Below are 23,172 nucleotides of genomic sequence, written 5' to 3'. Positions count from 1 at the left end.
CGGACGGGCCGCCGCTCAGTGCGGCGGCCCGGCTGACTCCAGCGCCGCACGCTGCGGCACCGGCCGCAGCTGAAGAACGACGACCACCGCCAGAAGCGCCAGTCCGATCACCGTGGTGATCCAGCCGGGCTCCAGCAGCCCGAAGGCAGCCGGCAGCACCAGCAGCCGTTCCCACAGGCGCATCGGGCGCAGCAGGAAGCCTTCCAGCGCCACGTTGAGCGAGAGCACGGCGATCAGTGCCAGTCCGGCGACGGCCGCCTGCATTCCCAGGCTCGCATCGATGCCCAGGATTTCCGGCCGGACGACGAACAGGAACGGCAGCAGGAAGCCAGGCAGGCCCAGCTGCATGCTGGTGAAGGCGGTCGTCATGAACCGGCCGCCGGCTATGTTCGCGGCGACCAGCGCCGATACGGCGACGGGTGGCGTGATCGCCGACACGTTGGCGAAGTAGAAGACGAACATGTGCGCCGCGAGTTCGGGGACGCCCAGCTTCATCATCGCGGGAGCGCCGAGCACGGCGACGATGATGTAGGCCGCCGACGTGGGCAGGCCGAGGCCGAAGACGAGGCACGTCAAGGCGGCGATCAGCAGCAGCAGCCAGAGCCTGCCGTCGGCCAGCTCCAGCATCATGTTCGAGAGCTTCTGCGCGAAGCCGGTCACGGCGAACACTTCGACCATGACGCCGATGACGGCGATGACCACCGCGACCTGCGCACCGCCGCGCGCGCCGACATTCAGGCCGGTGACGATCATCCGCAGGATGCCGCCCACGGCTTTTACCGGCTCGCGATACCCGGTGACGAGCCGGCGCAGGGAGTCGAGCGCGATCAGCGCGCCGATCGAATAGAGGGCAGCGGTACCGGCCGGCATCTGGATGACGAGCAGCCAGACGAGGACCGCGATGCCGAGCAGGAGGTGGCCGTAGCGCAGCATCGCCTCGCCGACGCCGATCGGCTCCATCCCGTCCGCATCCTTTTGCGACACGGTCCGCGTGTCGATGCCGAGTGCCACCGTCCGCAGATGCACGCCGAGCATCAGGTGGACGTAATAGATCAGCGCGGGGAAGGCGGCGGCGAGCATCACCTCCAGATACGGGATCCCGGTGGTGCCGACGATCAGGAAGGCGGCCAGGCCCATGACCGGCGGTGTCAGCTGTCCGCCCGTGGATGCGACCGCTTCGACGGCGCCAGCGAACTCCGGCTTGAAGCCCGAGCGCTTCATCATCGGGATGGTGAAGGCGCCGGTCGCCGCGACGTTGGCGACGCTGCTGCCGGAGATCATGCCCATGAAGCCGCTGGAGATCACGGCGACCTGGGCCGGTCCGGCGCGGCTGCGACCCCCCAGCGCCCGCCCGATCGCGATGATGAACTCGATGCCGCCGGTGACCTGCAGGATGCCGGCGAAGATCATGAACAGGAAGATCGTGCCGGCGGAGAGCTCGGTGAGGCCGCCGAGGAGGCCCTGGAAATAGGGAATCGAGGCGTAGCCGACGAGCCGCTCCAGCCCGAGGCCGCCATGCCAGAAGAGGTCGCCCGGCAGCAGGTTGCCCCAGTGCCCGTAGGCCATCGCCGCCAGGGCGAGTGCCGGGATCGTCCAGCCCCACTCGCGCCCACAGATGTAGAAGGCGACGACGATCAGCAGCACGCCGATCCAGAAATCCTGCGGTTCGGCGAAGAAGGTCCGCGTGGTGACCAGTTCCTCATACTCGACGTGGATGAACACCAGCGGAACCAGGATCGCCGCCACGGCGAGCAGCAGGATCGCCCGGTCGAGGGTTCGGCCGGGCGGCGCCTTCGCCAGCATTACCAGTGTACAGACCAGCAGTCCGAGCCCGAGATGCAGGTTCTTGAACTGGCCCGCCGGTAGGTAATAGCCCCAGATCTGGGCCAGATGGACAACGGCCATGGCGAGCGCGACGACGAGCGCCGCCCCCGCCGCGGCCACCCCCAGCCCGCCCGTAGCGGTGGGGATGTCAGCGATCTCCCGGATGAATCCGGACAGTCCGGCCGGCTCGCGCCGGGCCGGCTCCGACGACAGGTCCGAGGTCATTCCGTTGAACCGGCCTCGATCACGATGCGATCGTCAGATCGTCGCGCCACACGCCCTTTTCCTTGAAGTATCGGGCAGCACCGGCGTTGACCGGGAACTTGGGCAGGAGGTAGCGCGTCGCGAAATCGGGCGCGATGTCGCGCAGCTGCGCGCCGCTGGCGCGGATCTCTTCGGCGTTCTCGAACACGGCCTTCGTGATCGCATAACCGGCGTCGGCGCCGAGTCGCGGCGTCGTGGCAAGGATGCCGGAATCGGTGATCAACTGCGCCGGCGCCTTCAGGGTCGACCACTGCGACGGCGCGACGGTGCTGACCAGGATGCCCGGGTTGGATTCCTGTGCCGCCTTCACCAGGTCGTCCGTGATCGGGATCGGCCGCATATCCTGCGCGGTCTGCAGTTCCGTCATGACCGGGGCCATGCGGCCGTTGGTCATCAGCGTCGGGATGCAGTCGACAGCACCGGACTTCATCGCGTCGTAGGTTTCGCGCCACGAGCCGAACGTCCAGTTGACCTTGCCGCCCACGCCGGCCGCGTCCATCAGCGTCCGGAACATCAGTGCGGTCGCACCGCCGGCGCCCGCCGGCATGACGCGCTTGCCGGCGAGATCGGCCATCGACTGGATCGGCGAGTCCGCCCGGACCATCGGCGACGTCTGGAAGATCGTGTAGGAGAAGAGCTGGACGAGATCGACCTTCTGCGTGAACGGCTTCTCGCCGGAGGTCGCGGCCCCCCAGCCACTGGAGGTGGTCTGCCCCAGGTCCATCTCGCCCTTGCCCATCAGCACGATGTTCTCCGTGCCGCCTTGGGTCGAGATCGCCGAGTTGCGCAGGTCGGTCGATTTGTTCACGAAGCTCGCCAGCGTCGTCAGGATGACGTAGCCGGTCGAGCCCAGGCTGGACGAGCCCCAGATCAGCGGCTTGCCATCCGCCGCGAACGCGATGCCCGCCTTTCCGAGAGCCGCCATTCCGCCGACGGCGGCGATGCCGGCCATGATGTCTCGCCGCGTGATCGCCGGCCCCATGCGCTCGAACTTGGTCATATCGTGCTCCCCTCTCAGGCGGTGGCGGATTTCTTCGGTGTATCGGCCAGGGCCTTGTCGACCGCAGGCATGACGTCGCGGCCGAACCGCTCGAGTACGTCCAGTGCCTCCTTGCCGGTCATGCCGCCGAACTGCACGAAGCAGCTCATGTGGGTGTGGCCGAGGACGCGATAGTCGTCGACGATGCGGGCCGCGCAACTCTCGGCGTCGCCGAAGACCAGACGTTCCATGATCTCGGCGTCGGTCGGTTCGCCCGTGCCGTCGGCCGGCTCGGTGACCCAGGCGCCCTCGAAGCGGGCCGAGCGCGCCTTGAGGCTGCCGGCGACACGCTGGCCGTAGCGCAGCTGCTCGATCGCGCGCCGCTCCGACTCCCTGTCCGTCGCCACATGCACATAGCGCTGCACCGCCAGCGGCATCGTGCCGGGCCGGTTCCCGGCCGCGGCATGGGCTCGGGACAGCGTGTCGCGCGCTTCGACGAACGTCTCGACGGGCTTCCATTGCGGCGAGATGAACGGGACGTAGCCCTTTTCGGCGACCCGCCGGACGACCTCCGGCACATGCGCCATGCCGCCGATGTGAACCGGCGCCTCCGGCTTCCGCCGCGGCCGGAAGATCAGCTCCGTCTCGGGGATCTTGAAATGCTGGCCGTCATAGGCGATCGGGCCCTCGCCATAGGCCTGGTCGAGGATGTCGAGCATCTCGGTGAACCGGACATGGAGGTCTTCGCCGCGCGTGCCGAAGCGGCGCGCCTCGTGGTCCTGATTGCCCGATCCGACGCCCACCGTCAGCCGTCCATCGGTCAGAATATCGGCATAGGCGATCTCCTCGATCAGGCGGATCGGCTGATAGAAGGGCAGAACGAGGATCGCGGTGCCGACGCGGATGCGCCGCGTGCGCGCTGCGCAGTGGACGGCGAGCATGAGAGGCGACGGGCAGACGCTGACGTTGCTCAGGTGATGCTCGGCGAACCAGACGGTCGAGAAACCGATCTCCTCCGCCAGCTTCGCCTGTGCCTCGATCTCGGACACCAGCTCGGATACGGGCTTCGCGCGGTCGCGAAGCGGCGAGAGGATGAAGAGGCCGTAGTCCATCTTGGGGTTCCGCTTCGGCTTCGGTGCCGTGCCGGAGATCCGGCCGGGCGCACGCAGGACGCAAGTCACGTGCCAAGGTTAAGCGGTCACAGGCACGCGGTACAGAGCGCCGCGTCGTGACAGCGGTCACTTCGCTGCGACCGGGTGCGGGGCCAGATTGCGCACATCGGAAGCACTGCACCGTCCGGGACACGGACCATGGCGATACGGATCATCGCGCTGCTGATGGCGCTCACCTGCGCCGGCACCCTGGCATATGCGGCGGTCGCCGATGCGAGCGCGGCGAAGCCGCTGCGCGCCACGCGCGCCGAGGTCGCCGCCTTCTGCCAGGCCGCGGATGCGCTGCCCTGGGGAACGGAAGCGACGGTCGCCGCCCCACGCGGGCAGGACACGTATGGCTGCATCACGCCGCGTGGCTGGATCCGTTGCGACCGCCACGGCAACTGCGCCGGCGGCGACGGGGCGGCGAACCGGCTGAACGGCGGCCGGGGGCCGAGGAGCAGCCCGCAGGGTTGACAGTCCCCGGGGTTGATCCTCGCGGTGGCGTATCGAGGTCGCCTAGCCTGACCGGGCGTAGCGCACGGCAGCGTCGCGTTCGAACAGGTAGAGAAGCGTCCGCAGGGCTGCGCCGCGTGGCGACGACAGGTCCGGATCGCGCTCCAGGATCAGGTTCACGTCGTCGCGGGCGGCCGCCAGCAGTTCGGCATGATGCGCGAGATCGGCCAGCCGGAAGGTGGGCATGCCGCTCTGCCGCGTGCCCAGGATCTCCCCGGCGCCGCGCAGGCGCAGATCCTCCTCGGCGATCCGGAAGCCGTCCTCGGTGTCCCGCATCACCTCCAGCCGGGCGCGGGCCGTCTCGCCCAGCGGCGGCGTGTAGAGGAGGATACAGGTGGACGCGTCGGACCCGCGGCCGATCCGCCCGCGCAGCTGGTGGAGTTGGGCGAGGCCGAAACGTTCGGCGTGCTCGATCACCATCACGGTCGCTGCCGGTACGTCCACGCCGACCTCGATCACCGTCGTCGCGACGAGGAGATCGATGTCTCCGCCGGCGAAGGCGGCCATCACCGCGTCCTTGTCGCGCCCCTTCATCCGCCCGTGCACCAGCCCGACCCGCGGACCGAACGCCGCCTTCAGTTCGGCATGGCGCTCTTCCGCCGCGGCGAGGTCGGACTGTTCGGATTCCTCGACGAGCGGGCAGACCCAGTAGACCTTCGTGCCGCGATCGAGGGCGCGCGCGACGCCGGCGCGCACATCCTCCAGCCGCGACGCTGGCAGGACCCGCGTGTCGACCGGCTTGCGGCCGGCGGGCTTCTCGGTCAGCAGCGACACGTCCATGTCGCCGTAGGCCGTCAGCGTCAGCGTGCGCGGGATCGGCGTCGCGGTCATGACGAGGATGTGCGTGCGCTGCCCCTTGGCCGCGAGGCTCACCCGCTGCTCGACGCCGAAGCGGTGCTGCTCGTCGACGACCGCGAGCGCCAGGTCGGCGAAGACGACGTCGTCCTGGAACAGGGCGTGCGTCCCGACGACGATGCGCGCACGGCCGTCGGCGATGGCCTCGAGGATGCCTGTCCGGCTGGCGCCCTTCTCGCGGCCGGTGAGCAGCTGCACCTCCACGCCGGCTGGGGCGGCGAGGCGGGAGATCGTCGCGAAATGCTGCCGCGCCAGGATCTCGGTGGGCGCCATCAGCGCGGCCTGTGCCCCGGCCTCGACGGCGTCCAGCATCGCCATCAGGGCCACCACGGTCTTGCCGCTGCCGACGTCGCCCTGCAGCAAGCGCATCATCCGGTCGCCGCTCGCCAGGTCCTTGCGGATCTCGGCGCCCGCCGTCTGCTGCGAACCGGTCAGCGCAAACGGCAGTGCCGCCTCGGCCTTTGCCCGGAGCATCCCTTCCGGCGCGATCGGCCGGCCCGAGAGCCGGCGCTGGCGGCGGCGCACCAGCGCCAGGGCCAGCTGGTTCGCGAGCAGTTCGTCATAGGCGAGCCGCGCGCGGGCCGGGGAAGAGGGCGCTAGGTCGGCCTCGTCCGCGGGCGCGTGCGCGCTTTCCAGCGCCGGCTTCCAGGCAGGCCATCCCTGACGCGCCTGGTAGGCGGGGTCCAGCCACTCGGGCAGCTCCGGCGCACGGTCGAGCGCCGCCCGGATCGCACGGCGCAGCACTTTCGGCATCACGCCGGCCGTCAGCGGATAGACGGGCTCCACCGCCTGGATGGCGTCCAGGTCGTCGGGTGCCGCGACATGGTCGGGGTGGACCATCTGGATCTCGGCGTTGAAGCGTTCGACCCGCCCGCTGACGATCCGCTCGGCACCGACCGGCAGGAGCTTCTCCAGATAGTCGCGGCGGGCATGGAAGAAGACGAGGTGGAGGAAACCGGTGTCGTCCGCGCACCGTACCCGGTACGGATGCCGCCGGCTGGCTCCCGGAAGGTGCCGCTCCACCGTGACCGTGAGGGTGACGATCCGGCCGGGCTCGGCGTCGGCGATGTGCGGCGCGTGCCGCCTGTCGACGATGCCTGTCGGCAGGTGCCAGCAGAGGTCGACCGCATGTTCGCCCGCGAGCTTCTCCAGCAGCGGGCCGACGCGCGGCCCGACGCCAGGGAGGGCGGTGAGCGGTGCGAAGAGCGGGAAGAGACTTTGCGGGCGCATTCGGGCCGATCCGGGAGCGCGCCTCCTGCTGACAGCGGCGCAGACCGCCTCTATATCCTGTCACACAGCCTGGGAGAACCCGATGGACCAACCGATCGAGATCCGGCGAAAGCGACTGAAGTTTCAGAGCTGGCACAGGGGAACCAAGGAATCGGACCTCATTCTGGGCCGGTTCGCGGACCGGTATCTCGACACGTTCGGCGACGCGGAACTCGACGCCTACGAACAGCTTCTGGACTGTCCGGACCCGGAAATCTTCGACTGGATCAGCGGCCGCGCGGCCGTGCCGGGGAATGTGGAGAGCCCCGTGACGAAGCTCCTGCTGAAGTTCGACATCTCGGCACAAGACATTGATCGATATTGATCTTTCCAAGGCGCGGCGAAGCCGTCTCGGCGGCGCGCCCGAGGGCTATGCGGCACTTCTGATCGTCCGGGCGGCCCAGGCGGCGGGCCGGCCGGTTCTGTTCGTGGCGCGCGACGAGGAGCGGATGGTGCGGCTGCGCGAGGCCGCCGCCTTCTTCGCGCCCGACCTGCCGACCACCGGCTTTTCCGCCTGGGACTGCCTGCCGTACGACCGCGTGTCGCCGAACGGCGAGGTCGTCAGCCGCCGCATCGAGACGCTGTCGCAGCTGGCCGCCCGCGCCGCGCGGGGCGACCACGGGCCGCTGCTGGTCGTGACGACCGTCAATGCCGTCGTGCAGCGTGTCGCGCCGCGCGAGATGTTCCGGGCCGCGCATTTTGCCGTGAAGATGGGCGACCGGCTGGACCTGGACGCGCTGACCGCCTTCCTGGGGCGCAACGGCTATGCGCGCACCGAGACGGTGATGGAGCCGGGCGAGTTCGCAGTGCGCGGCGGGATCGTCGACATCTTCCCGCCGGGTTCCGCCGAGCCGGTGCGGCTCGACCTGTTCGGCGACGAGGTCGACGGCATCCGCAGCTTCGACGCGCTGACGCAGAAGACGACGGCGAAGCGCGACGGCTTCGAACTCATGCCCGTCAGCGAGATCCTGCTCGACGAGGCGTCGATCCAGCGGTTCCGCACCGGCTATCGTGCGCTATTCGGCGCGGTCGCCGGCAACGACCCGCTCTACGAATCGATCAGCGCCGGCCGTCGGCACCCCGGCATGGAGCATTGGCTGGCGCTCTTCCACGACGAGTTGGAGACGCTCTTCGACTATCTGCCCGACGCGCCCGTCATTCTCGACGAGCAGGCCGCGGAGGCGCGCGACGCCCGGCTCGACATGATCGCCGACCATTACGGCGCCCGGCGCTCGATGATGGGCAGCGACAGCGGCGACGGCGTCTATCGCCCGGCGCCGCCGGAGGGGCTCTATCTCGACAAGGCGGAATGGGAGGAGCGCATCGCCTCCCGGCCGGTGCTGGAACTGTCCTCGGCCGTATCCGGCGAGGCCGGCGTCGCCGATGCCGGCGGACGGCCCGCGCCGGACTTCTCCGAAGCGCGCGCCGACCCCAAGGCCAACGTCTTCACCGCGGCGGTCAAGCGCGCGGTGGCCGAGGCGGCGTCCGGCCAGCGCGTGCTCGTCACCGCCTACACCGCCGGTTCCCGGGACCGCCTCGCCAATCTCCTGCGCGAGCACGGCCTGGAGAACCTGCATCCCGCCCAGACATGGCCGGAGGTGCAGGCGCTGCCGGCCGCGGCGACGGCGCTCGCGGTGCTCGACCTGGATCACGGCACCCGCGCGCCGGGCCTGACGATCCTCACCGAGCAGGACATTCTCGGCGAGCGCCTGGGCCGCCGGCCGCGCTCGCGCCGCCGCGCCGAACGCTTCCTCACCGAACTGTCGGAGATCTCGGAGGGCGACCTCGTCGTCCACATCGACCACGGCATCGGCCGCTACGAGGGCCTGGAGACGATCGATGCCGGCGGCGCGCCGCACGACTGTCTGCGCGTCGTCTATGCCGGCAACGACAAGCTGTTTGTGCCTGTCGAGAACATCGAGGTGCTGTCGCGCTACGGCTCCGAGGAGAGCAGCGTCCAGCTCGACAAGCTCGGCGGCGCCCAGTGGCAGGCGCGCAAGGCGAAGCTGAAGCAGCGCATCCGCGACATGGCGGACCAGCTGATCGCCGTCGCCGCGCAGCGCCAGGTGCGGACCGGCGAGACGCTGACGCCGCCGGAAGGCCTCTGGGACGAGTTCTGCGCGCGGTTCCCCTATCCGGAAACCGACGACCAGATGAAGGCGATCGAGGATGTCGTCGACGACTTCGCCTCAGGTCGGCCGATGGATCGGCTGGTCTGCGGCGACGTCGGCTTCGGCAAGACCGAGGTGGCATTGCGTGCCGCCTTCCTGGCCGCGATGGCCGGGCTGCAGGTGGCTGTCGTCGTGCCGACGACGCTGCTCGCCCGCCAGCACTACAAGACCTTCTCCGAGCGCTTCGCCGGCCTGCCGATCCGCGTCGAACAGCTGTCGCGGATGGTTTCCGCCAAGGACGCCACCAAGGTGAAGAAGGGCGTGGCGGACGGGACGGTCGACATCGTGGTCGGCACCCACGCCCTGATCGCCAAGTCGATCCAGTTCAAGAATCTCGGCCTGCTGATCGTCGACGAGGAGCAGCATTTCGGCGTCTCCCATAAGGAGCGCCTTAAGCAGATGCGCGCCGACGTGCACGTGCTGACGCTCACGGCCACCCCGATCCCGCGGACCCTGCAGCTGGCGCTGTCCGGCGTGCGCGAGATGAGCATCATCGCGACGCCGCCCGTCGACCGGCTGGCGGTCCGCACCTTCGTCGGACCGTTCGACCCGCTGATCGTGCGCGAGGCGATCACCCGCGAGCGCTTCCGCGGCGGCCAGATCTTCTACGTCTGCCCGCGCGTCCGCGACCTGGCCGAGGTGGTGGAGGAGATCAAGAAGCTCGTTCCCGACGTGAAGATCGCGGTCGCGCACGGTGGGCTGGCGCCGAGCGAGCTCGAGGCCGTGATGAGCGGCTTCTACGAGCATTCGTTCGACATCCTCGTATCCACCAACATCGTCGAATCCGGCCTGGACATCCCCACGGCCAACACGCTGATCGTGCATCGCGCCGACATGTTCGGCCTCGCGCAGCTCTACCAGCTGCGCGGCCGCATCGGTCGCGGCAAGGTGCGCGCCTACGCCTATCTCACCCTGCCGCCCAAGCGGCAGGTGACCAAGGCGGCGGAGAAGCGGCTGCACGTCATGCAGACGCTGGACGCGCTGGGCGCCGGGTTCACCCTGGCGAGCTACGACCTGGACATCCGCGGTGCCGGCAACCTGCTCGGCGACGAGCAGTCGGGCCACATCCGCGAGGTGGGCATCGAGCTCTACCAGCAGATGCTGGAAGAGGCGGTCACCCAGGCGCGTGAGGGCGACCTGGCGGCCGAGAAGGAAGACGTCTGGTCGCCGCAGATCAACATCGGCAGCTCCGTCCTCATCCCCGACGCCTACGTGACGGACCTCTCGGTGCGCCTCGGTCTCTACCGCCGCGTGGCGTCCCTGGAGGACCGGCGCGAGATCGACGCCTTCGCCGCCGAAATGGTCGACCGTTTCGGACCGCTGCCGCCCGAGGTCGAGAACCTGCTGGAGATCGTCGCGATCAAGCGGCTGTGCCGCATCGCCGGGGTCGAGAAGATCGACGCCGGGCCGAAAGGCACGGTCGTATCGTTCCGCGGCAGCCGCTTCGCCAATCCCGGCGGGCTGATCGACTTCATCACGCGGCAGGCCGGCACGGCGAAGCTGCGCCCGGACCACCGGCTCGTCTACCAGCGCGCCTGGGAAGACGCGAAGCAGCGGCTGAAGGGCGTGAAGAAGCTGCTCCAGGCGCTGGCCTCGATCGCCAAGGCGGCGGAGGCGGAGCCGCCCCGGCGCAAGGCGGCCTCGTAACGGGGCCCTCCCGGACCGGCTGCCCGTGCTACTCGGCGGCCGACCGGTCGCCGCCGTTCAGCGCGAGGTCGAAGACAGGCATGAAATATTCCGGCTCCTGCGCCCCGGAGACGGCGTAGCGGCCGGCCACGATGAACAGCGGGACGCCCTGGACGCCCATCCGTCGGGCGCCCGCGTCCTCCGCCACGACGGCCTCGCGTTCCTCGTCCGTCGCGAGCCACGCCAGCGTCGCCGCGCGGTCCATTCCGGCTTCCGCGGCGATGGCGGCGAGTTCCTCGATGCTGCCGACGTCGCGCCCCTCCTGGAAGTAGGCCCGGAACAGCGCCTCGACGACGGCATCCTGGCAGCCGCTCGCGGCGGCCCGCCGGACCAGGCGATGCGACGCGAGGGTGTTCGGCGTCCGCGGGATCAGGTCGAAGCGGAAGTCGATGCCCTCGCCGGCGCCGATGCGGCGGATATTGTCGTAGACGGACGCCGCGTCCTTCGCGCCGAACTTCGCCGCCAGATAGGCCGCCCGTTCCATCCCCTCCGGCGGCATGCCGGGGTTCAGCTGGAACGCGTGCCAGCGGATATCGAAGGTCAGGTCCGGCCGCTGCGCCATGGCACGTTCCAGGCGCCGCTTGCCGATCAGGCACCAGGGGCAGATCGTGTCGGAAAAGATGTCGATGATCATCGGCGGCTCCCGCGATGCGGCTCGGGCAGTGGGACTCGAGCTTCTGGGCTCGAGCTTCTGGGCCTCCGGTTGCGGGTCCCGGTAAAGTCGGTTAAGGCCGGGCGCAGACGCAGACAGAAGCGGATCGATTCATGAGTAGCATATTCCGGCTCGACGGTCGCACGGTGGCGGTGACAGGCGCCTCGCGCGGCCTCGGCGCGGCCTTCGCCAGGACCCTCGGTCGGGCCGGCGCCAAGGTGGCGCTGATGGCCCGCGACGCGTCCCGGCTGGAGGCGATCCGGGCGGAGATCGTCGGCGCCGGGGGCGAGGCGGCGACCTTCTCGCTGGACGTCACCGACCGGGCGGCCGTCAGGTCCGCTTTCGCCGCCGCCGAGGATGCGCTCGGCACGCCGGCGGTGGTGGTCAACAATGCCGGCGTCGCGGTGACGCGGCGGATCCTCGACGTGGACGAGGACGACTGGCGCAGCGTGATCGACACCAACCTGACCGGTGCCTGGTTCGTCGCCCAGGAGGCGGCGCAGCGGATGGCAGCGGCCGGGCAGGGCGGCAACATCGTCAACATCGCCTCGCTGCTGGCGCTGCGCACCGGCATCGGGACGGTCGCCTACAATGCCGCAAAGGCAGGCCTCGCGCACCTGACGCGGACGATGGCCGTCGAACTCGCCCGCAACGACATCCGGGTGAACGCGCTGGCGCCCGGCTATTTCGAGACGGACATGAACCGCGACTATTTCGCCAGCGACTCCGGCAAGGCGCTGATCGGCCGGATCCCGCAGCGCCGGCTCGGCTTCGACGCCGACCTGGACGGACCGCTGCTCTTCCTGTGCAGCGACGCGTCGCGCTATGTCACCGGCCAGATCCTGCACGTCGACGGGGGCCACTCGGTCTCGCCGATCTGAGCGGCCCCAGCGTCAGCCGTCCTGCCGTCCGGTCAGCCCCCGGCGCCGAAGAATCCGACCGCCTCGACCTCGACCAGGAGTTCGGGGGCGGCGAGCGCACTGCACTCGACCAGGGTCGAGGCGGGGAAGTCGCCGCTGAACAGTTCGGCGCGCGCCTTCCAGACCTCTTCGCGCCGCTTGATGTCGGTGACGAAGATCAGGACCTTGACGACGTCATTGGGCTTGCCGCCCGCGGCTTCGATCAGGTGGCGGATCTTGGTGAACACCGCCTGCGCCTGACCGTACATGCTGTCGCCGCCCAGGACGGTCGTGCCGTCGCGTGCCGTCATGCCGGAGATGAAGAACTGGTTGCCGACGACCAGGCAGTTCGACCAGGTCTTCTCCGGCGGCTCGCCCACATGCGGGCTGGTGATGCGCTTCTTGATCATCTTTTGGGCCTCCTCGCTGTAGCGGCACGAGGATAACGCGACGCGCGCCGGCGCGACAGACGCGCCCACGGCACGTCCCCACGACCGACGCCGACGGCATCGTTCGGCCCGGCGCCGGGCGGCACCGCTTCGGTTCCGTTCCTGAAGGCGCGCGAAGCCGGACGACTGCCTGCCCCTGCTGAAGGCGACGCGGCGGCGGGCCGTCCGGGTGGGGTACCCGCCGCCGACATCGGATCCAGCGCCGGCTGAGACCAGGCTTGGCGCATTGTGCGAGTTGCACGATCTCCCCGATCCGAGGCCTGTTGCACACCCGCCCTCAGCACATTGGACACGCGCAGCCTGGAACGTCCCCCGGACAGATCGAGTAGCGCTCGAAGTCGACCAGCTCCCCGCCTTGCAACCGAAGCTAGCAGGCGGCGACGGGTTGTAGAAGTGGCAGGATGATCAATGCCTACCTCTCGATGGCGGTGCCGCGTTTTCGCTCCAAACCTGTGTCTGATGGCGGCTTATCATTTCTCCAGCAGGGTGCGCTGGTGTTTCTCGCGCAAAGCGACTTCCACGATCCGGGCTTCCTCGTTTCGTTCGCGCTTGCCATTCTCGGGCTCACGCTCAGCATCGGAATGACGGCCTCGTCGATCGACAACATGGGCGCCGTCGACGCGAGCAAGGGCGGCGCGGCGGGCTTGCTGGAGGCGACGGGTTACGAACTAGGCGTGGGGCTCGGAATCACCCTGTCGGCGTCTTGCCAGAGGCCTACGCAGCGCAGCCCTGCGGCGAGCGCGCGCGGCGCCGACTTCCGGCCGCCGGATCGGTCTTCCTTCCTTGTCTTCATGTAGTTCTCCTTTCCTTCATGCATGTGAAGTTGAGGAGATGCCGGAGCGGGCGCACGCTCAGACCCGTGCCACGAACCAGACGTTCATCGGGTCATGCGGCAGGACGTGCCGTTCGACGCTGGCGAATCCCGCCTCGCGCAGAAACCGCTCCGCCGTCTCCCAGCCCCACATTGTGCCGACTCCCTCGCCGCCCTGGCCGATCGAGACCGGCGTGCAATGCACCGTCGAGACCGCGTAGAGCAGCGTCGCGAAGGGGAAGTCGCGGTTCTTCTCGAGGTCGGCCGAGGCGCCGATGTCCTGCATCAGGTAGACACCGCCCGGCTTCAGCGACTTGCGCAGCCCCTTCACCAGGCCAAGAGGATCCTTCTGGTCATGCACCGCATCGAAGCTGGTGACCAAGTCCCAGCGGCCGGGCTCGGCGTATCCGGTGAGGTCCCGCGCCTCGAACGTCACGTTGGTCAGCCCCGCGTCGCGCGCGGCCGCCGTCGCGTGCGCGACGGCGTCGGCGCAGAGGTCGTAGCCGGTGAAACGGCTGGCCGAATACCGCCCGGCCATGGCGAGCAGCGCGGCGCCGCGGCCGCAGCCCGCGTCGAGCACGTCGATGCCCGCCTCCAGCCGACCGTGCAGCTCGGGCGCCAGCGGCAGGATGTGGTCGAAGAGCGCCGCCGCGACCGTCTGCCCGCTATCCTCGGCCATGATCTGGTGGAAGCAGGGATAGTCGTCGTAGCGCGTGCCCTCTCCGGTGCGGAAGCAGTGCATCGTCCGGTCCTGGACCTGCCCAAGCAGCGCGACGTGCTGCGCGTAGACCGCGAGGTTGCCGAGCGGCGCCTCGCGGGTCAGACAGGCGGCGTGCTCGGCCGCCAGATGATAGCGCCGGTCGTCGGGCCGGTAGTCGACCACGCCCGCCACCACCATCGCGGCGAGCCACTCGCGCACATAGCGTTCGGCCAGGCCCGCCGCTTCGGCGATCTCGGCGCTGGTCGCAGGCGCGCGCCCGGCCAGCGTGTCGAACAGGCCCAGCCGGTGGCCGAGCGCCATCATCGCCGCCGCCGCACCGGCGTCGAGCATGTCGCCGACCCGCCCGGCAAAAGCCTCGGCGCGGTCGGTATCGAAGGGCAGTTTTTCGAGGGTCGTCATCGTCTTCATCCTTGGGTCCATTGCATTCGGGGCGGAGATGGGCCCGATGTCGACCCGTGCGTGAGAGACGAAACCGCCGAAAAAGGGGCATTCCGGCCATTAAGGCTGGCCGTTCTTCTCGATTCACTCCTGTATTTCGGCCATGATCGGAGCATGAACGATACGTCGCCTACGCTGACCGTCAGCCTGCTCGTCCTGCCGGAATCCTTCCCGGGCGCGCTCTACTGCCTGCACGAACTCTTCGGGCTGGCCGGGCGCACCTGGCAGCCGATCACCGGTGAGCCGGAGGCCGCGGCCTGCTATTTCGCGCCGCGGCTGGTGTCGGTCACAGGCGAGCCGGCCGCCTCTCCCGCGGGGCCGGTGATCGCGGTCGAGGCCCCGCTGCACGCACCGCCCGCGCCCGACATCGTGATAGTGACCGACCTCGGCCTGCCGGTCGATTTCGACCCGCGCGGCAAATGGGGCGAAGAGGCCGCGTGGCTGCGCCGGATGCACGGACAGGGCGCGGTGGTCGGCTCGATCTGCTCGGGCTCGCTGTTTCTCGCCGAGGCGGGGCTTCTCGACGGAATCGAGGCGACGACGCACTGGTCGGTCGCCCCGATCTTCCGCGAGTTCTATCCGGGCGTGAAGCTGCGCCCCGAGCGGATCCTGTGCCCGGCCGGGGCCGAGCATCGCATCGTCACCGCCGGCGGCGCCTCGACCTGGAGCGAACTCGGGCTCTACCTCGTCGCGCGCTTCGCGGGCGAGACGGAGGCGCGGCGCCTGTCAAAGGTCTTCGTGATCGGCGACAAGACGGACGGCCAACTGCCCTTCGCCGCCATGGCCCGCCCGCGCCAGCACGAGGACGCCGCGATCGGAAGCGCGCAGCTCTGGATCGCCGACAACTACACCGCCGAGAGCCCGGTGGCGCGCATGGCCGAGGTGGCGGGCCTGCCCGACCGCACCTTCTCGCGCCGATTCCGCAAGGCGACGGGATACGGGCCGGTCGAGTACGTCCAGGCGCTGCGTCTGGAGGAGGCCAAGCAGATGCTCGAGACCACGGACGCGCCCGTCGACGCGATTGCGTTCGCCGTGGGCTATGCCGACCCGGTCTTCTTCCGCCGCATCTTCAAGCGTCAGGTCGGGATCACGCCGACCCGCTACCGGCAGCGGTTCACAGGGATGTCGGCGCTGCATTCGGCGTGAACGATATCACTCCGCTTTCGGTGTCCCCCCTTTTGGAGAGACGGCACCGGTTCGCCGCCGGATACCCACCTGCTCCGCTGGTCCAGCTCGGGCGCGGTGGTCGCCGAGCGCGAAGTACGGATCATGGGCTCGCGAAACGACCTCCTGAGGGTCCTGGTTTCAGCGAATGGCGTAGGAACGGCGGCGAACGGCGTTCCCACTTATGTTCCAGAGTGGCGGATGGGGTGGGATTCGAACCCACGAGGGGCTTGCGCCCCCGCCGGTTTTCAAGACCGGTGCATTCAACCGCTCTGCCACCCATCCGTCGCGGTATCGCGTCTTAGCGGCCGGGCGGGGGGGATGGCAACCGGTTTGGGTTGCGGGAGGTGGTTCTCCGCCTCCCGCAACGGCGCGTCAGTCCTGTTTGGTGCGGCGGTTGGCGGAATGGTCCTGGTACTGGTCCGTCTGGTCGCCCTTGCCGTCCATGCCGCGCATCTCGCCGCGGCTGGCCTTGTCGCGATTGTTGAGAACGTCGTTCTCGCCGACCAGGTCTTCCTGGAGGTCCGTCATGGCGCCGGTGCCGGAGTGCTTGCCCTGGGCGCCGGGGCCCATCTTTTTGCCGCTGGCGTTGGCCATGTCTGATCCTCTCTTAGCGGGAGGCGGCCGCCGGCGCATCCGGCGGCCGGCCTGCCAATACAACAGGCCGGCGGGGGCCGCGGTTCCGGATCAGCGCCCCAGCTTGGCCTTCAGGTCGTCGATCATCTTCGAGGCGTCCGCCTTGGTCATCGTGCCGGGCGGCGGCTCGATATGCGCCTCTTCGCACAGCGTGGTCAGGTAGGACGCCTGGGCGCCGGTCATCGGCTCGTCGCCGGATACCCAATCGTCCGGATCCTTTGCGGTGTTGGAGCCGGGGGTCGGGTCGAGCTTGGGATTCTCGTGCGTGTCGGACATGATTCACCTTCGCGTGTTCTTCATCCGTTCCAACCACGGACGACGCCGAAGGTTCCTCTCCAGGACGGCTATTCCGTCCCGAGTTTGCCGAACATCCGCAGCAGGTGCGCCTGGGCGCCGTCGGCCATGAAGTCGCGGTCCATGCGCATCTCGTCGCCGAACATCGCGGCGGCGAGGCGGCGGTCCGTGACGACGGTGCCGAGCAGGCCGTACTGGCCCTGGGGATCGAAGATCGTCTCGGCATAGATCAGCCGCCGGTCGATGGCGTTGCGCCCCATGGCGTAGACGAAATACTCGAACTGCAGGTTGCCCTCGCGCGGCATCCGCGGGCCGAGCACCATGACGCGCGTCGTCTCCCACTCGCCCGGCTTCAGGCCGGCCCGCCACGCCTGGACCTTCTCGTGCATCGCATCGAGCTGGATGCGCGCGGCGTCGCTGCCGTTGGCCAGCAGGACCAGGGCGGCCGCGCGTGCGACCGCCTCGACCTCGGCGGCGGAGGCCACGCCGCGTTCGAGGACGCCGTCGATGAAGGCGAGCATCGCGTCGGCATGAGCCTCGTTGCGCGACAGTGCCGCGCCCTCCAGGCCGGACTGGGCGAACAGCGGGCGGGCGGTCCGCACCTTGTCGCGCAGGTCGGTCAGGGAATCGCGCCAACGCTCCGCTGTGTCCGGCCGGTCGGCATAGGCTTGGAGCAGCACGATGGTGCCGAGTGCGATGTGGGAAACGTTCTTCAGGGTCGTGTAGAGCGGCGGCAGGTAGGGAACCACCGTCCGCTCGCCGTCGCGGATGAAGATCAGATCATTCTCGACCAGGATGACCGGCCCGGTGCGGGCCAGGTTCTCGGCCTTGCCGAGGGCATAGGCCGCACGCGCGGCCTTGTTCAGGTCCGCCAATGCCGCATCGGCGGTCTCGGACGGTGCGAAGGCATGGGCAGGCAGGACGGTGCCTACCGCCAGCAAAAGAGCAGCGGCGAGGCGGGCGGTCGGACGCATGGGCTGTTCCCCCGAATGGCTCGCCCGCACTGTCGCCCAGGACGGGGCGCGAGAGAAGTGGCGCGGCGAAGGGGCGGCGAGGCCGGTGCCGGCGCGCCTCAGAGGTTGCGCATCGCCTTGCCGGCGTTCGGGTCCAGGCGCTGGGCGAGCCGCTCCAACTCGGGCTTGTCCCGGATGTAGAGGGTCTTGTCCTTGCGGAAGACCAGGCCGGTCTCCTGCAACTGGGTGAACACGCGTGCCACCGTCTCGCGGGTGGTGGCGGCCTTCACCGCCGTCTCGCGCTGCGGCGGCGCCGGATAGACCAGCCAGCGGCCGTGCACGGCCGGATCCGGGCGCGACAGTCGGATCAGCTCGACCACGACGCGCTGCATGGCACCCAGGGTGGCGAGATCCATGATGCGCTCGTCGCAGATCCGGATGACCGACGCCAGCCGCCGCATGACGTAGAGCGTCATCTCGGGGTGCTTGAGCAGGAGCGACGTGAAGTCGGCCGGGGGAATGGAGGCCAGGACACAGTCGGTGCGTGCCACCACGCTGGCGGACCGGGGCTCGTTGTCGATCGCCGCCAGCTCGCCGAAGAAGTGCCCGGCGCAGAGGTCGGCGTACGCCACCGCCCGGCCGGATATCGAGTGGTTGACGATCTCGACCACGCCGTCGATGACGAAATAGACGTCGCGGTTCTCGCCGGCCCGCTCGACGATCTGGTCCCCTTTGCAGTAGCGGTGCCAGCGGCAATGGCGCTCCACCTCGGCCAGTTCGTCCGGCTTCAACGAGGCGAGCAGCGCGATCCCCGACAGCCTGCTCATCCTGCACTCCCCATCCCTGTCACGTCACAGCTGGTGCCGGTCCGACATCCTGCCGATCCGGCACCGGGCGCAGTTTGCCACGAATGGGCGCGATTCGTGTGACTTAAGGCACTCGGATAAGCAGATTACGCCGAACGGGTACCACTTGGATGCCGGGCGCGCCCGGATCAGAATAGGGCGCGAAACGCGGGCGAGGGCAAGAGCCGGCCAGAGGACGGCGCGGCTCGCGAAGAATGGGGAGCGGACGACCATGGATCTCGACCGGGCGGTCAATGTCGACGACCTGCGCAAGCTGGCGAAGAAGCGGATGCCGAAGATCGCGTTCGACTTCATCGAGGGCGGCTGCGACGACGAGGACGGCCTGACGCGCAACGAGCGGGCCTTTCGCGACAAGGCGATCGTGCCGCGCTACATGGTCGACGTCTCGAAGCGGGACCAGACGGCGACGCTGTTCGGCCGCACCTATGCCAGCCCGTTCGGCATCTCGCCGACGGGGCTCGCCGCCCTGTTCCGGCCTGGCGCCGACATGATGCTCGCCGAGGCGGCGCGTGACGCGAACCTGCCCTTCGTCATGTCGGGGACCGGCACCGGCCTGATCGAGGATCTCGGCCGCGTGGCTCCCGACCATGGCTGGTACCAGCTCTATCCGGCGCGCGACCGCAAGATTTCCGAGGACATCATCCGCCGGGCGCACGACGCCGGTCTGTCGACGCTGGTGGTGACCGTCGACGTACCGGCCGGCTCGAAGCGCGAGCGCAACATGCGCAACGGCTTCACACGGCCGCTGCGGCTCAGCCTGCTGACCAAGCTCGACGCGCTGCGCTATCCCGGCTGGCTGTCCGACTATCTCAAGCACGGCATGCCGATGTTCCAGAACTGGCAGCGCTATGCCGGGCCGAACGCCGATGCCGATGCGGTGGCCACGTTCGTGTCGTCGCAGACGCGCGCCTCGGTGACCTGGAAGGATATCGAGGACTTCCGCCGCCTCTGGCCCGGCAACTTCGTGATCAAGGGGATCATGCACCCCGACGACGCACTGCGCGCTGCCGAACTGGGCGTCGACGGCCTCGTCGTCTCCAACCATGGCGGCCGACAGCTGGACCGGGCACCCGCGGCGCTCGACGTGCTGCCGGCGATCAATGCGGCGGTGGGCGACCGGATGACCCTGATGCTCGACAGCGGCATCCGTCGCGGCTCCGATGTGGTGATCGCCCTCTGCATGGGTGCCAAGTTCGTGTTCCTCGGCCGGCCGACGCTCTACGGCGCGGCAGCCGGCGGCGTGCCGGGCGTGGCGCGCGCCCTGACGATTGTGCGTGAGGAGCTCGACATGACCATGGCGCAGATGGGGGCGCCGACGCTGGCCGACCTCGGGCCCCACTTCATGATGTGGGACCGGCCCGAGGATCTGCGGCGCAATTCGCCGGGCCTCGTCAGCGCCGCCGAATAGACCGAGCCGAGAAGAAGAACCGGGCAGGGGGCAGCAGAATGCGGTGGATCCGGTACGAGGCCGACGGCGGTGCCGCCTACGGCATCGTTGAGGGCGACGACGTGGCGGAGGTGCGCGGCGACCCGTTCGCCGGCTACGAGCGGACGGGTGCTAAGCGCCCCTTCGCCTCCGTGCGGCTGCTGGTGCCGGTGGAGCCGCGCACCTTCTATGCCGCCGGGCTGAACTATCCCGAGCACGCCGTGGCCGCCGCGAACAGCCGCGGCGAGATCCCGAAGCTGCCGAAGACGGCCAATATCGGCTACCGCGCCGTGAACGCCCTCATCGCCGACGGCGAGACGATCGTCATCCCGTCCGACGCGACCGAGCGCGTCCAGTACGAGGGCGAGATCGTCGCCGTGGTCGGCCGGCCGATGAAGCGCGTCGCCGAGGCCGACGTCCTGTCGCACCTGCTGGGCTACACCATCGGCAACGACGTCAGCGAGCGGACGTGGCAGGGCGAGGACACGACCCTGTGGCGGGCGAAGAACACCGACACTTTCGCGCCGATGGGGCCCTGGATCGAGACCGACCTCGACCTCGACGCCGCCGAAACCATCGTGCGCGTCAACGGCGCGGAGAAGATCCGCTTTCCGACCAACAGCATGATCTTCAAGATCCCGCACTATCTGTCGCGCATGTCGCAGTACATGACGCTGCACCCGGGCGACGTCGTCTGGATGGGGACCGAGGGCAAGACGGAGAACCTGAAGCACGGCGACACGGTGGAGGTGGAAATCACCGGCATTGGCGTGCTGAAGAACCCGGTCGTGCGCGAGGGCGCGTAGCGGCGATGCCGCCGCGCGCGGCACCGGTGCGGCGGTGACGGCGCATCGGGCGGCGCTCGTCCTAGCCGTGCTCGCCCTGGCCGCCGGTATCGCGGCGTGGCTGGCGGATGCGGATCGCATCGCCGCGATCCTCTGGGCGGCCGCGGTGGTTCCCGCACTCCTGCTGCTGGTCGTATCGGCGGGCCGCAAGCTGCTGCGCGGCGAAACCGGCGTCGACATCATCGCCGGCCTCGCGATGGCCGGCTCCCTCGCACTCGGCGAATATCTCGCGGGCGCCGTCGTGGCGGCGATGTATCTCGGCGGGACCGTTTTGGAGGAGTTCGCCGAGGGGCGGGCGCGGCGCGAACTGACCGCGCTTCTGTCGCGCGCGCCGCGCACGGCACACCGCGAGAGCGGCGACCGGATCGAGGACATCCCCGTCGACGCCGTCGCCGTCGGCGACCGCCTCGTGGTGAAGCCGGGCGAGGTCCTGCCGGTCGACGGCGTCGTGACGGGGGAGGCCGCGACGCTCGACGAATCGGCGCTGACCGGTGAGGCGCGTCCCGTCGAGCGCCGCCCCGGCGCTCCGGTCGCGAGCGGATCGGTCAATGCCGGCGGTCCGCTGCGGCTCCGCGCCACGGCACCGGCCGCCGCGAGCACCTATGCCGGCATCGTGCGCCTGGTCGAGGCCGCCCAGTCCAGCCGGTCGCCCTTCGTGCGGATGGCCGACCGGTATGCGCTGATCCTCCTGCCGCTGGCCCTCGTCGTGGCGGGCGCCGGATGGCTGCTGTCGGGCGATCCGGTCCGGGCGCTGGCGGTGCTGGTAGTGGCCACACCGTGTCCGCTGATCCTGGCGGCACCCGTGGCGCTGGTCGCCGGCATGTCGGCGGCGGCAAGGCGGGGCCTCCTGTTCAAGACGGGGGGCGCCTTTGAGGCGCTGGCGCGGGTCGCGACGGTCGTCTTCGACAAGACCGGCACGGTGACCACCGGGATCGGCCGCCTGACGGCGATCGAGATCTCACCCGAGCGTGGCGCTGGCATCGACCGCGACGAGCTGCTCCGCCTCGTCGCCTCGCTGGAGCAGATGTCGCACCACGTCGTGGCTGCCGCCATCGTCGCGGCGGCACAGGAGCGGCGCCTGGACATCGCCATGCCGCAGGCCGTGACGGAAACGGCGGGGACCGGTGTTGCCGGCTCGATCGACGGGCGCGGCGTTCGTGCCGGTGCTATGTCCTATGCGTTCGACGGCAACGCCGCCCCGGCGTGGGCGAGCGCGGTCGCCCGTCGGGCGGAACGTGACGGCGCGTCGTCGGTCTTCGTCGCGATCGACGGGGTGCCTGCTGGCGCGCTGCTGCTCGCCGACGAGATCCGGGTCGAGGCGCCGCGGGCCCTGCGGTCCCTCCGCCGCGCCGGCATCGGCCGCATCGTCATGCTCACCGGCGACCGCAGCGACATCGCCGACGCGGTCGGCGCCGCCCTTGGCGTCGACACCGTCCTCGCCGAACGCACCCCGGCCGACAAGGTCGATGCCGTGCGCGCCGAGCGCGGGGACGGCATCACCGCGATGGTCGGCGACGGCATCAACGACGCGCCGGCGCTGGCCGCCGCCGACATCGGCGTCGCGATGGGCGCGCGCGGCGCCGGGGCGGCGAGCGAGGCGGCGGACGTGGTCCTCCTGGTCGACCGGCTTGACCGGCTGGCCGAGGGGATCGGCATCGCGCAGCGTTCCGTCCGGATCGCGCGTCAGAGCGTGGTGGCGGGGATGGCGCTGTCGGGTCTGGCGATGGTCGTGGCGGCACTGGGATGGCTGCCGCCGGTGGCCGGCGCGCTCGTCCAGGAGGGGATCGACGTCGCGGTGATCCTGAACGCGCTGCGGGCACTGACGATCGGCCGCCGGGCGAGACGCGCTGGACTGGGCGCGGAGGAGAGCCGGGCGCTGCTCGCCGACCATGCCGCGCTGCGCGGCGTGATCGACAGGCTGCGGCGGGCGGCCAACCTGCTCGATGGGGCGGACGGCACCGACGGCGGAGCGTCGCTGGTCGGTGAACTGCGCGAGGTGAACCGCCTGCTGGCGGAACGGATCGTCCCGCACGAGCAGGCGGACGAGGCGGTGCTGCATCCGCAGATCGCCCCGATGCTGGGCGGGCGTGATCCGATGGCAGCCATCAGCCGCGGTCACCGGGAGATCGCGCACCTCGCACGGCGGCTGAACCGGCTGGTGCGCGATCTCCCCCCCGAGGGCCCGGATGCGGCGGAGCGGTCCGACATCCGGCGGGTTCTGCATGCGTTGGAAGCGATCCTTCGCCTCCACTTCGCGCAGGAGGACGAGATCTACGACAGTTTGGCGGAAGCATGACCGCCGC

At 69.7% G+C, this 23,172-nt stretch carries 20 protein-coding genes and 1 tRNA gene; 9 read left to right on the top strand and 12 right to left on the bottom strand.

Translation table 11 applies throughout. The annotated features are described in order from the left end of the window. Nucleotides 1–15: 15 nt before the first annotated feature. Genes ABIE65_RS14825 through ABIE65_RS14815 form a run of 3 tightly spaced genes read right to left on the bottom strand, consistent with a single transcriptional unit; the run spans nt 16 to nt 4,179 of the window. A complete protein-coding gene (locus tag ABIE65_RS14825) occupies nt 16–2,049 on the bottom strand; it encodes a TRAP transporter permease (RefSeq protein ID WP_354078687.1) in 2,034 nt (677 codons plus the stop codon). A 19-nt stretch (nt 2,050–2,068) separates the two neighbouring features. Then, complete coding sequence (locus ABIE65_RS14820) at nt 2,069–3,088, bottom strand: TAXI family TRAP transporter solute-binding subunit (protein ID WP_354078686.1); 1,020 nt, start codon at nt 3,086–3,088, stop codon at nt 2,069–2,071. Nucleotides 3,089–3,102: 14 nt separating this feature from the next. After that, the gene (locus ABIE65_RS14815; RefSeq protein WP_354078684.1) at nt 3,103–4,179 is read right to left on the bottom strand and encodes an LLM class flavin-dependent oxidoreductase; all 1,077 of its coding nucleotides are present in this window, start codon (nt 4,177–4,179) and stop codon (nt 3,103–3,105) included. 198 nt (nt 4,180–4,377) lie between these two features. On the opposite strand from ABIE65_RS14815, the gene ABIE65_RS14810 reads away from it, so the two are divergent. Further along, a complete protein-coding gene (locus ABIE65_RS14810; RefSeq protein WP_354078683.1) occupies nt 4,378–4,695 on the top strand; it encodes a hypothetical protein in 318 nt (105 codons plus the stop codon). 42 nt (nt 4,696–4,737) lie between these two features. Here ABIE65_RS14810 and recG read toward each other — a convergent pair whose 3' ends face one another. Next, the gene (recG, locus tag ABIE65_RS14805) at nt 4,738–6,819 is read right to left on the bottom strand and encodes an ATP-dependent DNA helicase RecG (protein WP_354078682.1); all 2,082 of its coding nucleotides are present in this window, start codon (nt 6,817–6,819) and stop codon (nt 4,738–4,740) included. A gap of 82 nt (nt 6,820–6,901) precedes the next feature. On the opposite strand from recG, the gene ABIE65_RS14800 reads away from it, so the two are divergent. Both ABIE65_RS14800 and mfd read left to right on the top strand, forming a co-directional pair. Further along, nucleotides 6,902–7,183 carry an FAD assembly factor SdhE gene (locus ABIE65_RS14800; RefSeq protein WP_354078681.1) on the top strand — a complete coding sequence of 94 codons (282 nt, stop codon included), beginning with the start codon at nt 6,902–6,904 and terminating at the stop codon, nt 7,181–7,183. Beyond that, on the top strand, nt 7,170–10,676 hold the full coding sequence (mfd, locus tag ABIE65_RS14795) for a transcription-repair coupling factor (protein ID WP_354078680.1): 3,507 nt from the start codon (nt 7,170–7,172) through the stop codon (nt 10,674–10,676). The genes ABIE65_RS14800 and mfd overlap by 14 nt, the downstream gene beginning before the upstream one ends. A gap of 28 nt (nt 10,677–10,704) precedes the next feature. On the opposite strand, the gene ABIE65_RS14790 is transcribed toward mfd, so the two are convergent. Further along, a complete protein-coding gene (locus ABIE65_RS14790) occupies nt 10,705–11,349 on the bottom strand; it encodes a DsbA family oxidoreductase (protein ID WP_354078678.1) in 645 nt (214 codons plus the stop codon). Between the two features lie 131 nt (nt 11,350–11,480). Between ABIE65_RS14790 and ABIE65_RS14785 the strand changes: the two genes are divergently transcribed. Beyond that, entirely contained in the window at nt 11,481–12,248 is a 768-nt protein-coding gene (locus ABIE65_RS14785) for an SDR family NAD(P)-dependent oxidoreductase (protein WP_354078677.1), read from the top strand. Between the two features lie 32 nt (nt 12,249–12,280). Here ABIE65_RS14785 and ABIE65_RS14780 read toward each other — a convergent pair whose 3' ends face one another. Continuing rightward, nucleotides 12,281–12,676 carry a RidA family protein gene (locus ABIE65_RS14780; protein ID WP_354078675.1) on the bottom strand — a complete coding sequence of 132 codons (396 nt, stop codon included), beginning with the start codon at nt 12,674–12,676 and terminating at the stop codon, nt 12,281–12,283. A gap of 440 nt (nt 12,677–13,116) precedes the next feature. On the opposite strand from ABIE65_RS14780, the gene ABIE65_RS14775 reads away from it, so the two are divergent. Continuing rightward, nucleotides 13,117–13,512: a hypothetical protein gene (locus ABIE65_RS14775; RefSeq protein WP_354078674.1), complete on the top strand. Its 396-nt coding sequence runs from the start codon at nt 13,117–13,119 to the stop codon at nt 13,510–13,512. Nucleotides 13,513–13,566: 54 nt separating this feature from the next. Here ABIE65_RS14775 and ABIE65_RS14770 read toward each other — a convergent pair whose 3' ends face one another. Further along, a complete protein-coding gene (locus tag ABIE65_RS14770; RefSeq protein ID WP_354078673.1) occupies nt 13,567–14,646 on the bottom strand; it encodes a class I SAM-dependent methyltransferase in 1,080 nt (359 codons plus the stop codon). Between the two features lie 153 nt (nt 14,647–14,799). On the opposite strand from ABIE65_RS14770, the gene ABIE65_RS14765 reads away from it, so the two are divergent. Next, entirely contained in the window at nt 14,800–15,831 is a 1,032-nt protein-coding gene (locus ABIE65_RS14765) for a GlxA family transcriptional regulator (RefSeq protein WP_354078672.1), read from the top strand. 213 nt (nt 15,832–16,044) lie between these two features. Here ABIE65_RS14765 and ABIE65_RS14760 read toward each other — a convergent pair. From ABIE65_RS14760 to ABIE65_RS14740, 5 genes are all read right to left on the bottom strand, one after another. Then, nucleotides 16,045–16,134 (bottom strand) — tRNA-Ser (locus ABIE65_RS14760). Nucleotides 16,135–16,224: 90 nt separating this feature from the next. Next, nucleotides 16,225–16,446 carry a hypothetical protein gene (locus ABIE65_RS14755; protein ID WP_354078671.1) on the bottom strand — a complete coding sequence of 74 codons (222 nt, stop codon included), beginning with the start codon at nt 16,444–16,446 and terminating at the stop codon, nt 16,225–16,227. A gap of 90 nt (nt 16,447–16,536) precedes the next feature. Beyond that, nucleotides 16,537–16,761 (bottom strand): DUF3072 domain-containing protein, encoded by a 225-nt coding sequence (locus ABIE65_RS14750; RefSeq protein ID WP_354078670.1) that lies wholly within the window; start codon nt 16,759–16,761, stop codon nt 16,537–16,539. A gap of 68 nt (nt 16,762–16,829) precedes the next feature. Then, complete coding sequence (locus ABIE65_RS14745) at nt 16,830–17,753, bottom strand: hypothetical protein (RefSeq protein WP_354078669.1); 924 nt, start codon at nt 17,751–17,753, stop codon at nt 16,830–16,832. A gap of 98 nt (nt 17,754–17,851) precedes the next feature. Beyond that, entirely contained in the window at nt 17,852–18,559 is a 708-nt protein-coding gene (locus ABIE65_RS14740) for a Crp/Fnr family transcriptional regulator (RefSeq protein WP_354078668.1), read from the bottom strand. 250 nt (nt 18,560–18,809) lie between these two features. Here ABIE65_RS14740 and ABIE65_RS14735 point away from each other — a divergent pair, with 250 nt between their 5' ends. From ABIE65_RS14735 to ABIE65_RS14725, 3 genes are read left to right on the top strand one after another with little or no spacing between them, the layout of a single operon-like run. Continuing rightward, nucleotides 18,810–20,006, top strand: coding sequence for an alpha-hydroxy acid oxidase (locus tag ABIE65_RS14735; protein WP_354078667.1), 1,197 nt, complete (start codon nt 18,810–18,812; stop codon nt 20,004–20,006). Nucleotides 20,007–20,044: 38 nt separating this feature from the next. Next, nucleotides 20,045–20,830, top strand: coding sequence for a fumarylacetoacetate hydrolase family protein (locus ABIE65_RS14730; RefSeq protein WP_354078666.1), 786 nt, complete (start codon nt 20,045–20,047; stop codon nt 20,828–20,830). Between the two features lie 34 nt (nt 20,831–20,864). Next, nucleotides 20,865–23,165 carry a heavy metal translocating P-type ATPase gene (locus ABIE65_RS14725; RefSeq protein WP_354078665.1) on the top strand — a complete coding sequence of 767 codons (2,301 nt, stop codon included), beginning with the start codon at nt 20,865–20,867 and terminating at the stop codon, nt 23,163–23,165. The last annotated feature ends 7 nt before the right edge of the window (nt 23,166–23,172 follow it).

The organism is Constrictibacter sp. MBR-5, from assembly GCF_040549485.1.
In the GTDB taxonomy this organism is placed as follows: Bacteria; Pseudomonadota; Alphaproteobacteria; order JAJUGE01; family JAJUGE01; genus Constrictibacter.
This window is presented reverse-complemented; position numbering and strand designations above follow the sequence as displayed.

Bases quoted from the DNA above. Each gene is read 5' to 3' on its own strand.
- ABIE65_RS14745 (WP_354078669.1), bottom strand. From the start codon at position 17,753: ATGCGTCCGACCGCCCGCCTCGCCGCTGCTCTTTTGCTGGCGGTAGGC.
- ABIE65_RS14775 (WP_354078674.1), top strand. From the start codon at position 13,117: ATGATCAATGCCTACCTCTCGATGGCGGTGCCGCGTTTTCGCTCCAAA.
- ABIE65_RS14730 (WP_354078666.1), top strand. From the start codon at position 20,045: ATGCGGTGGATCCGGTACGAGGCCGACGGCGGTGCCGCCTACGGCATC.
- ABIE65_RS14790 (WP_354078678.1), bottom strand. From the start codon at position 11,349: ATGATCATCGACATCTTTTCCGACACGATCTGCCCCTGGTGCCTGATC.
- recG (WP_354078682.1), bottom strand. From the start codon at position 6,819: ATGCGCCCGCAAAGTCTCTTCCCGCTCTTCGCACCGCTCACCGCCCTC.
- ABIE65_RS14785 (WP_354078677.1), top strand. From the start codon at position 11,481: ATGAGTAGCATATTCCGGCTCGACGGTCGCACGGTGGCGGTGACAGGC.
- ABIE65_RS14735 (WP_354078667.1), top strand. From the start codon at position 18,810: ATGGATCTCGACCGGGCGGTCAATGTCGACGACCTGCGCAAGCTGGCG.
- ABIE65_RS14755 (WP_354078671.1), bottom strand. From the start codon at position 16,446: ATGGCCAACGCCAGCGGCAAAAAGATGGGCCCCGGCGCCCAGGGCAAG.
- ABIE65_RS14765 (WP_354078672.1), top strand. From the start codon at position 14,800: ATGAACGATACGTCGCCTACGCTGACCGTCAGCCTGCTCGTCCTGCCG.
- ABIE65_RS14825 (WP_354078687.1), bottom strand. From the start codon at position 2,049: ATGACCTCGGACCTGTCGTCGGAGCCGGCCCGGCGCGAGCCGGCCGGA.
- ABIE65_RS14820 (WP_354078686.1), bottom strand. From the start codon at position 3,088: ATGACCAAGTTCGAGCGCATGGGGCCGGCGATCACGCGGCGAGACATC.
- ABIE65_RS14740 (WP_354078668.1), bottom strand. From the start codon at position 18,559: ATGAGCAGGCTGTCGGGGATCGCGCTGCTCGCCTCGTTGAAGCCGGAC.
- ABIE65_RS14750 (WP_354078670.1), bottom strand. From the start codon at position 16,761: ATGTCCGACACGCACGAGAATCCCAAGCTCGACCCGACCCCCGGCTCC.
- ABIE65_RS14800 (WP_354078681.1), top strand. From the start codon at position 6,902: ATGGACCAACCGATCGAGATCCGGCGAAAGCGACTGAAGTTTCAGAGC.
- ABIE65_RS14815 (WP_354078684.1), bottom strand. From the start codon at position 4,179: ATGGACTACGGCCTCTTCATCCTCTCGCCGCTTCGCGACCGCGCGAAG.
- ABIE65_RS14810 (WP_354078683.1), top strand. From the start codon at position 4,378: ATGGCGATACGGATCATCGCGCTGCTGATGGCGCTCACCTGCGCCGGC.
- ABIE65_RS14780 (WP_354078675.1), bottom strand. From the start codon at position 12,676: ATGATCAAGAAGCGCATCACCAGCCCGCATGTGGGCGAGCCGCCGGAG.
- ABIE65_RS14770 (WP_354078673.1), bottom strand. From the start codon at position 14,646: ATGACGACCCTCGAAAAACTGCCCTTCGATACCGACCGCGCCGAGGCT.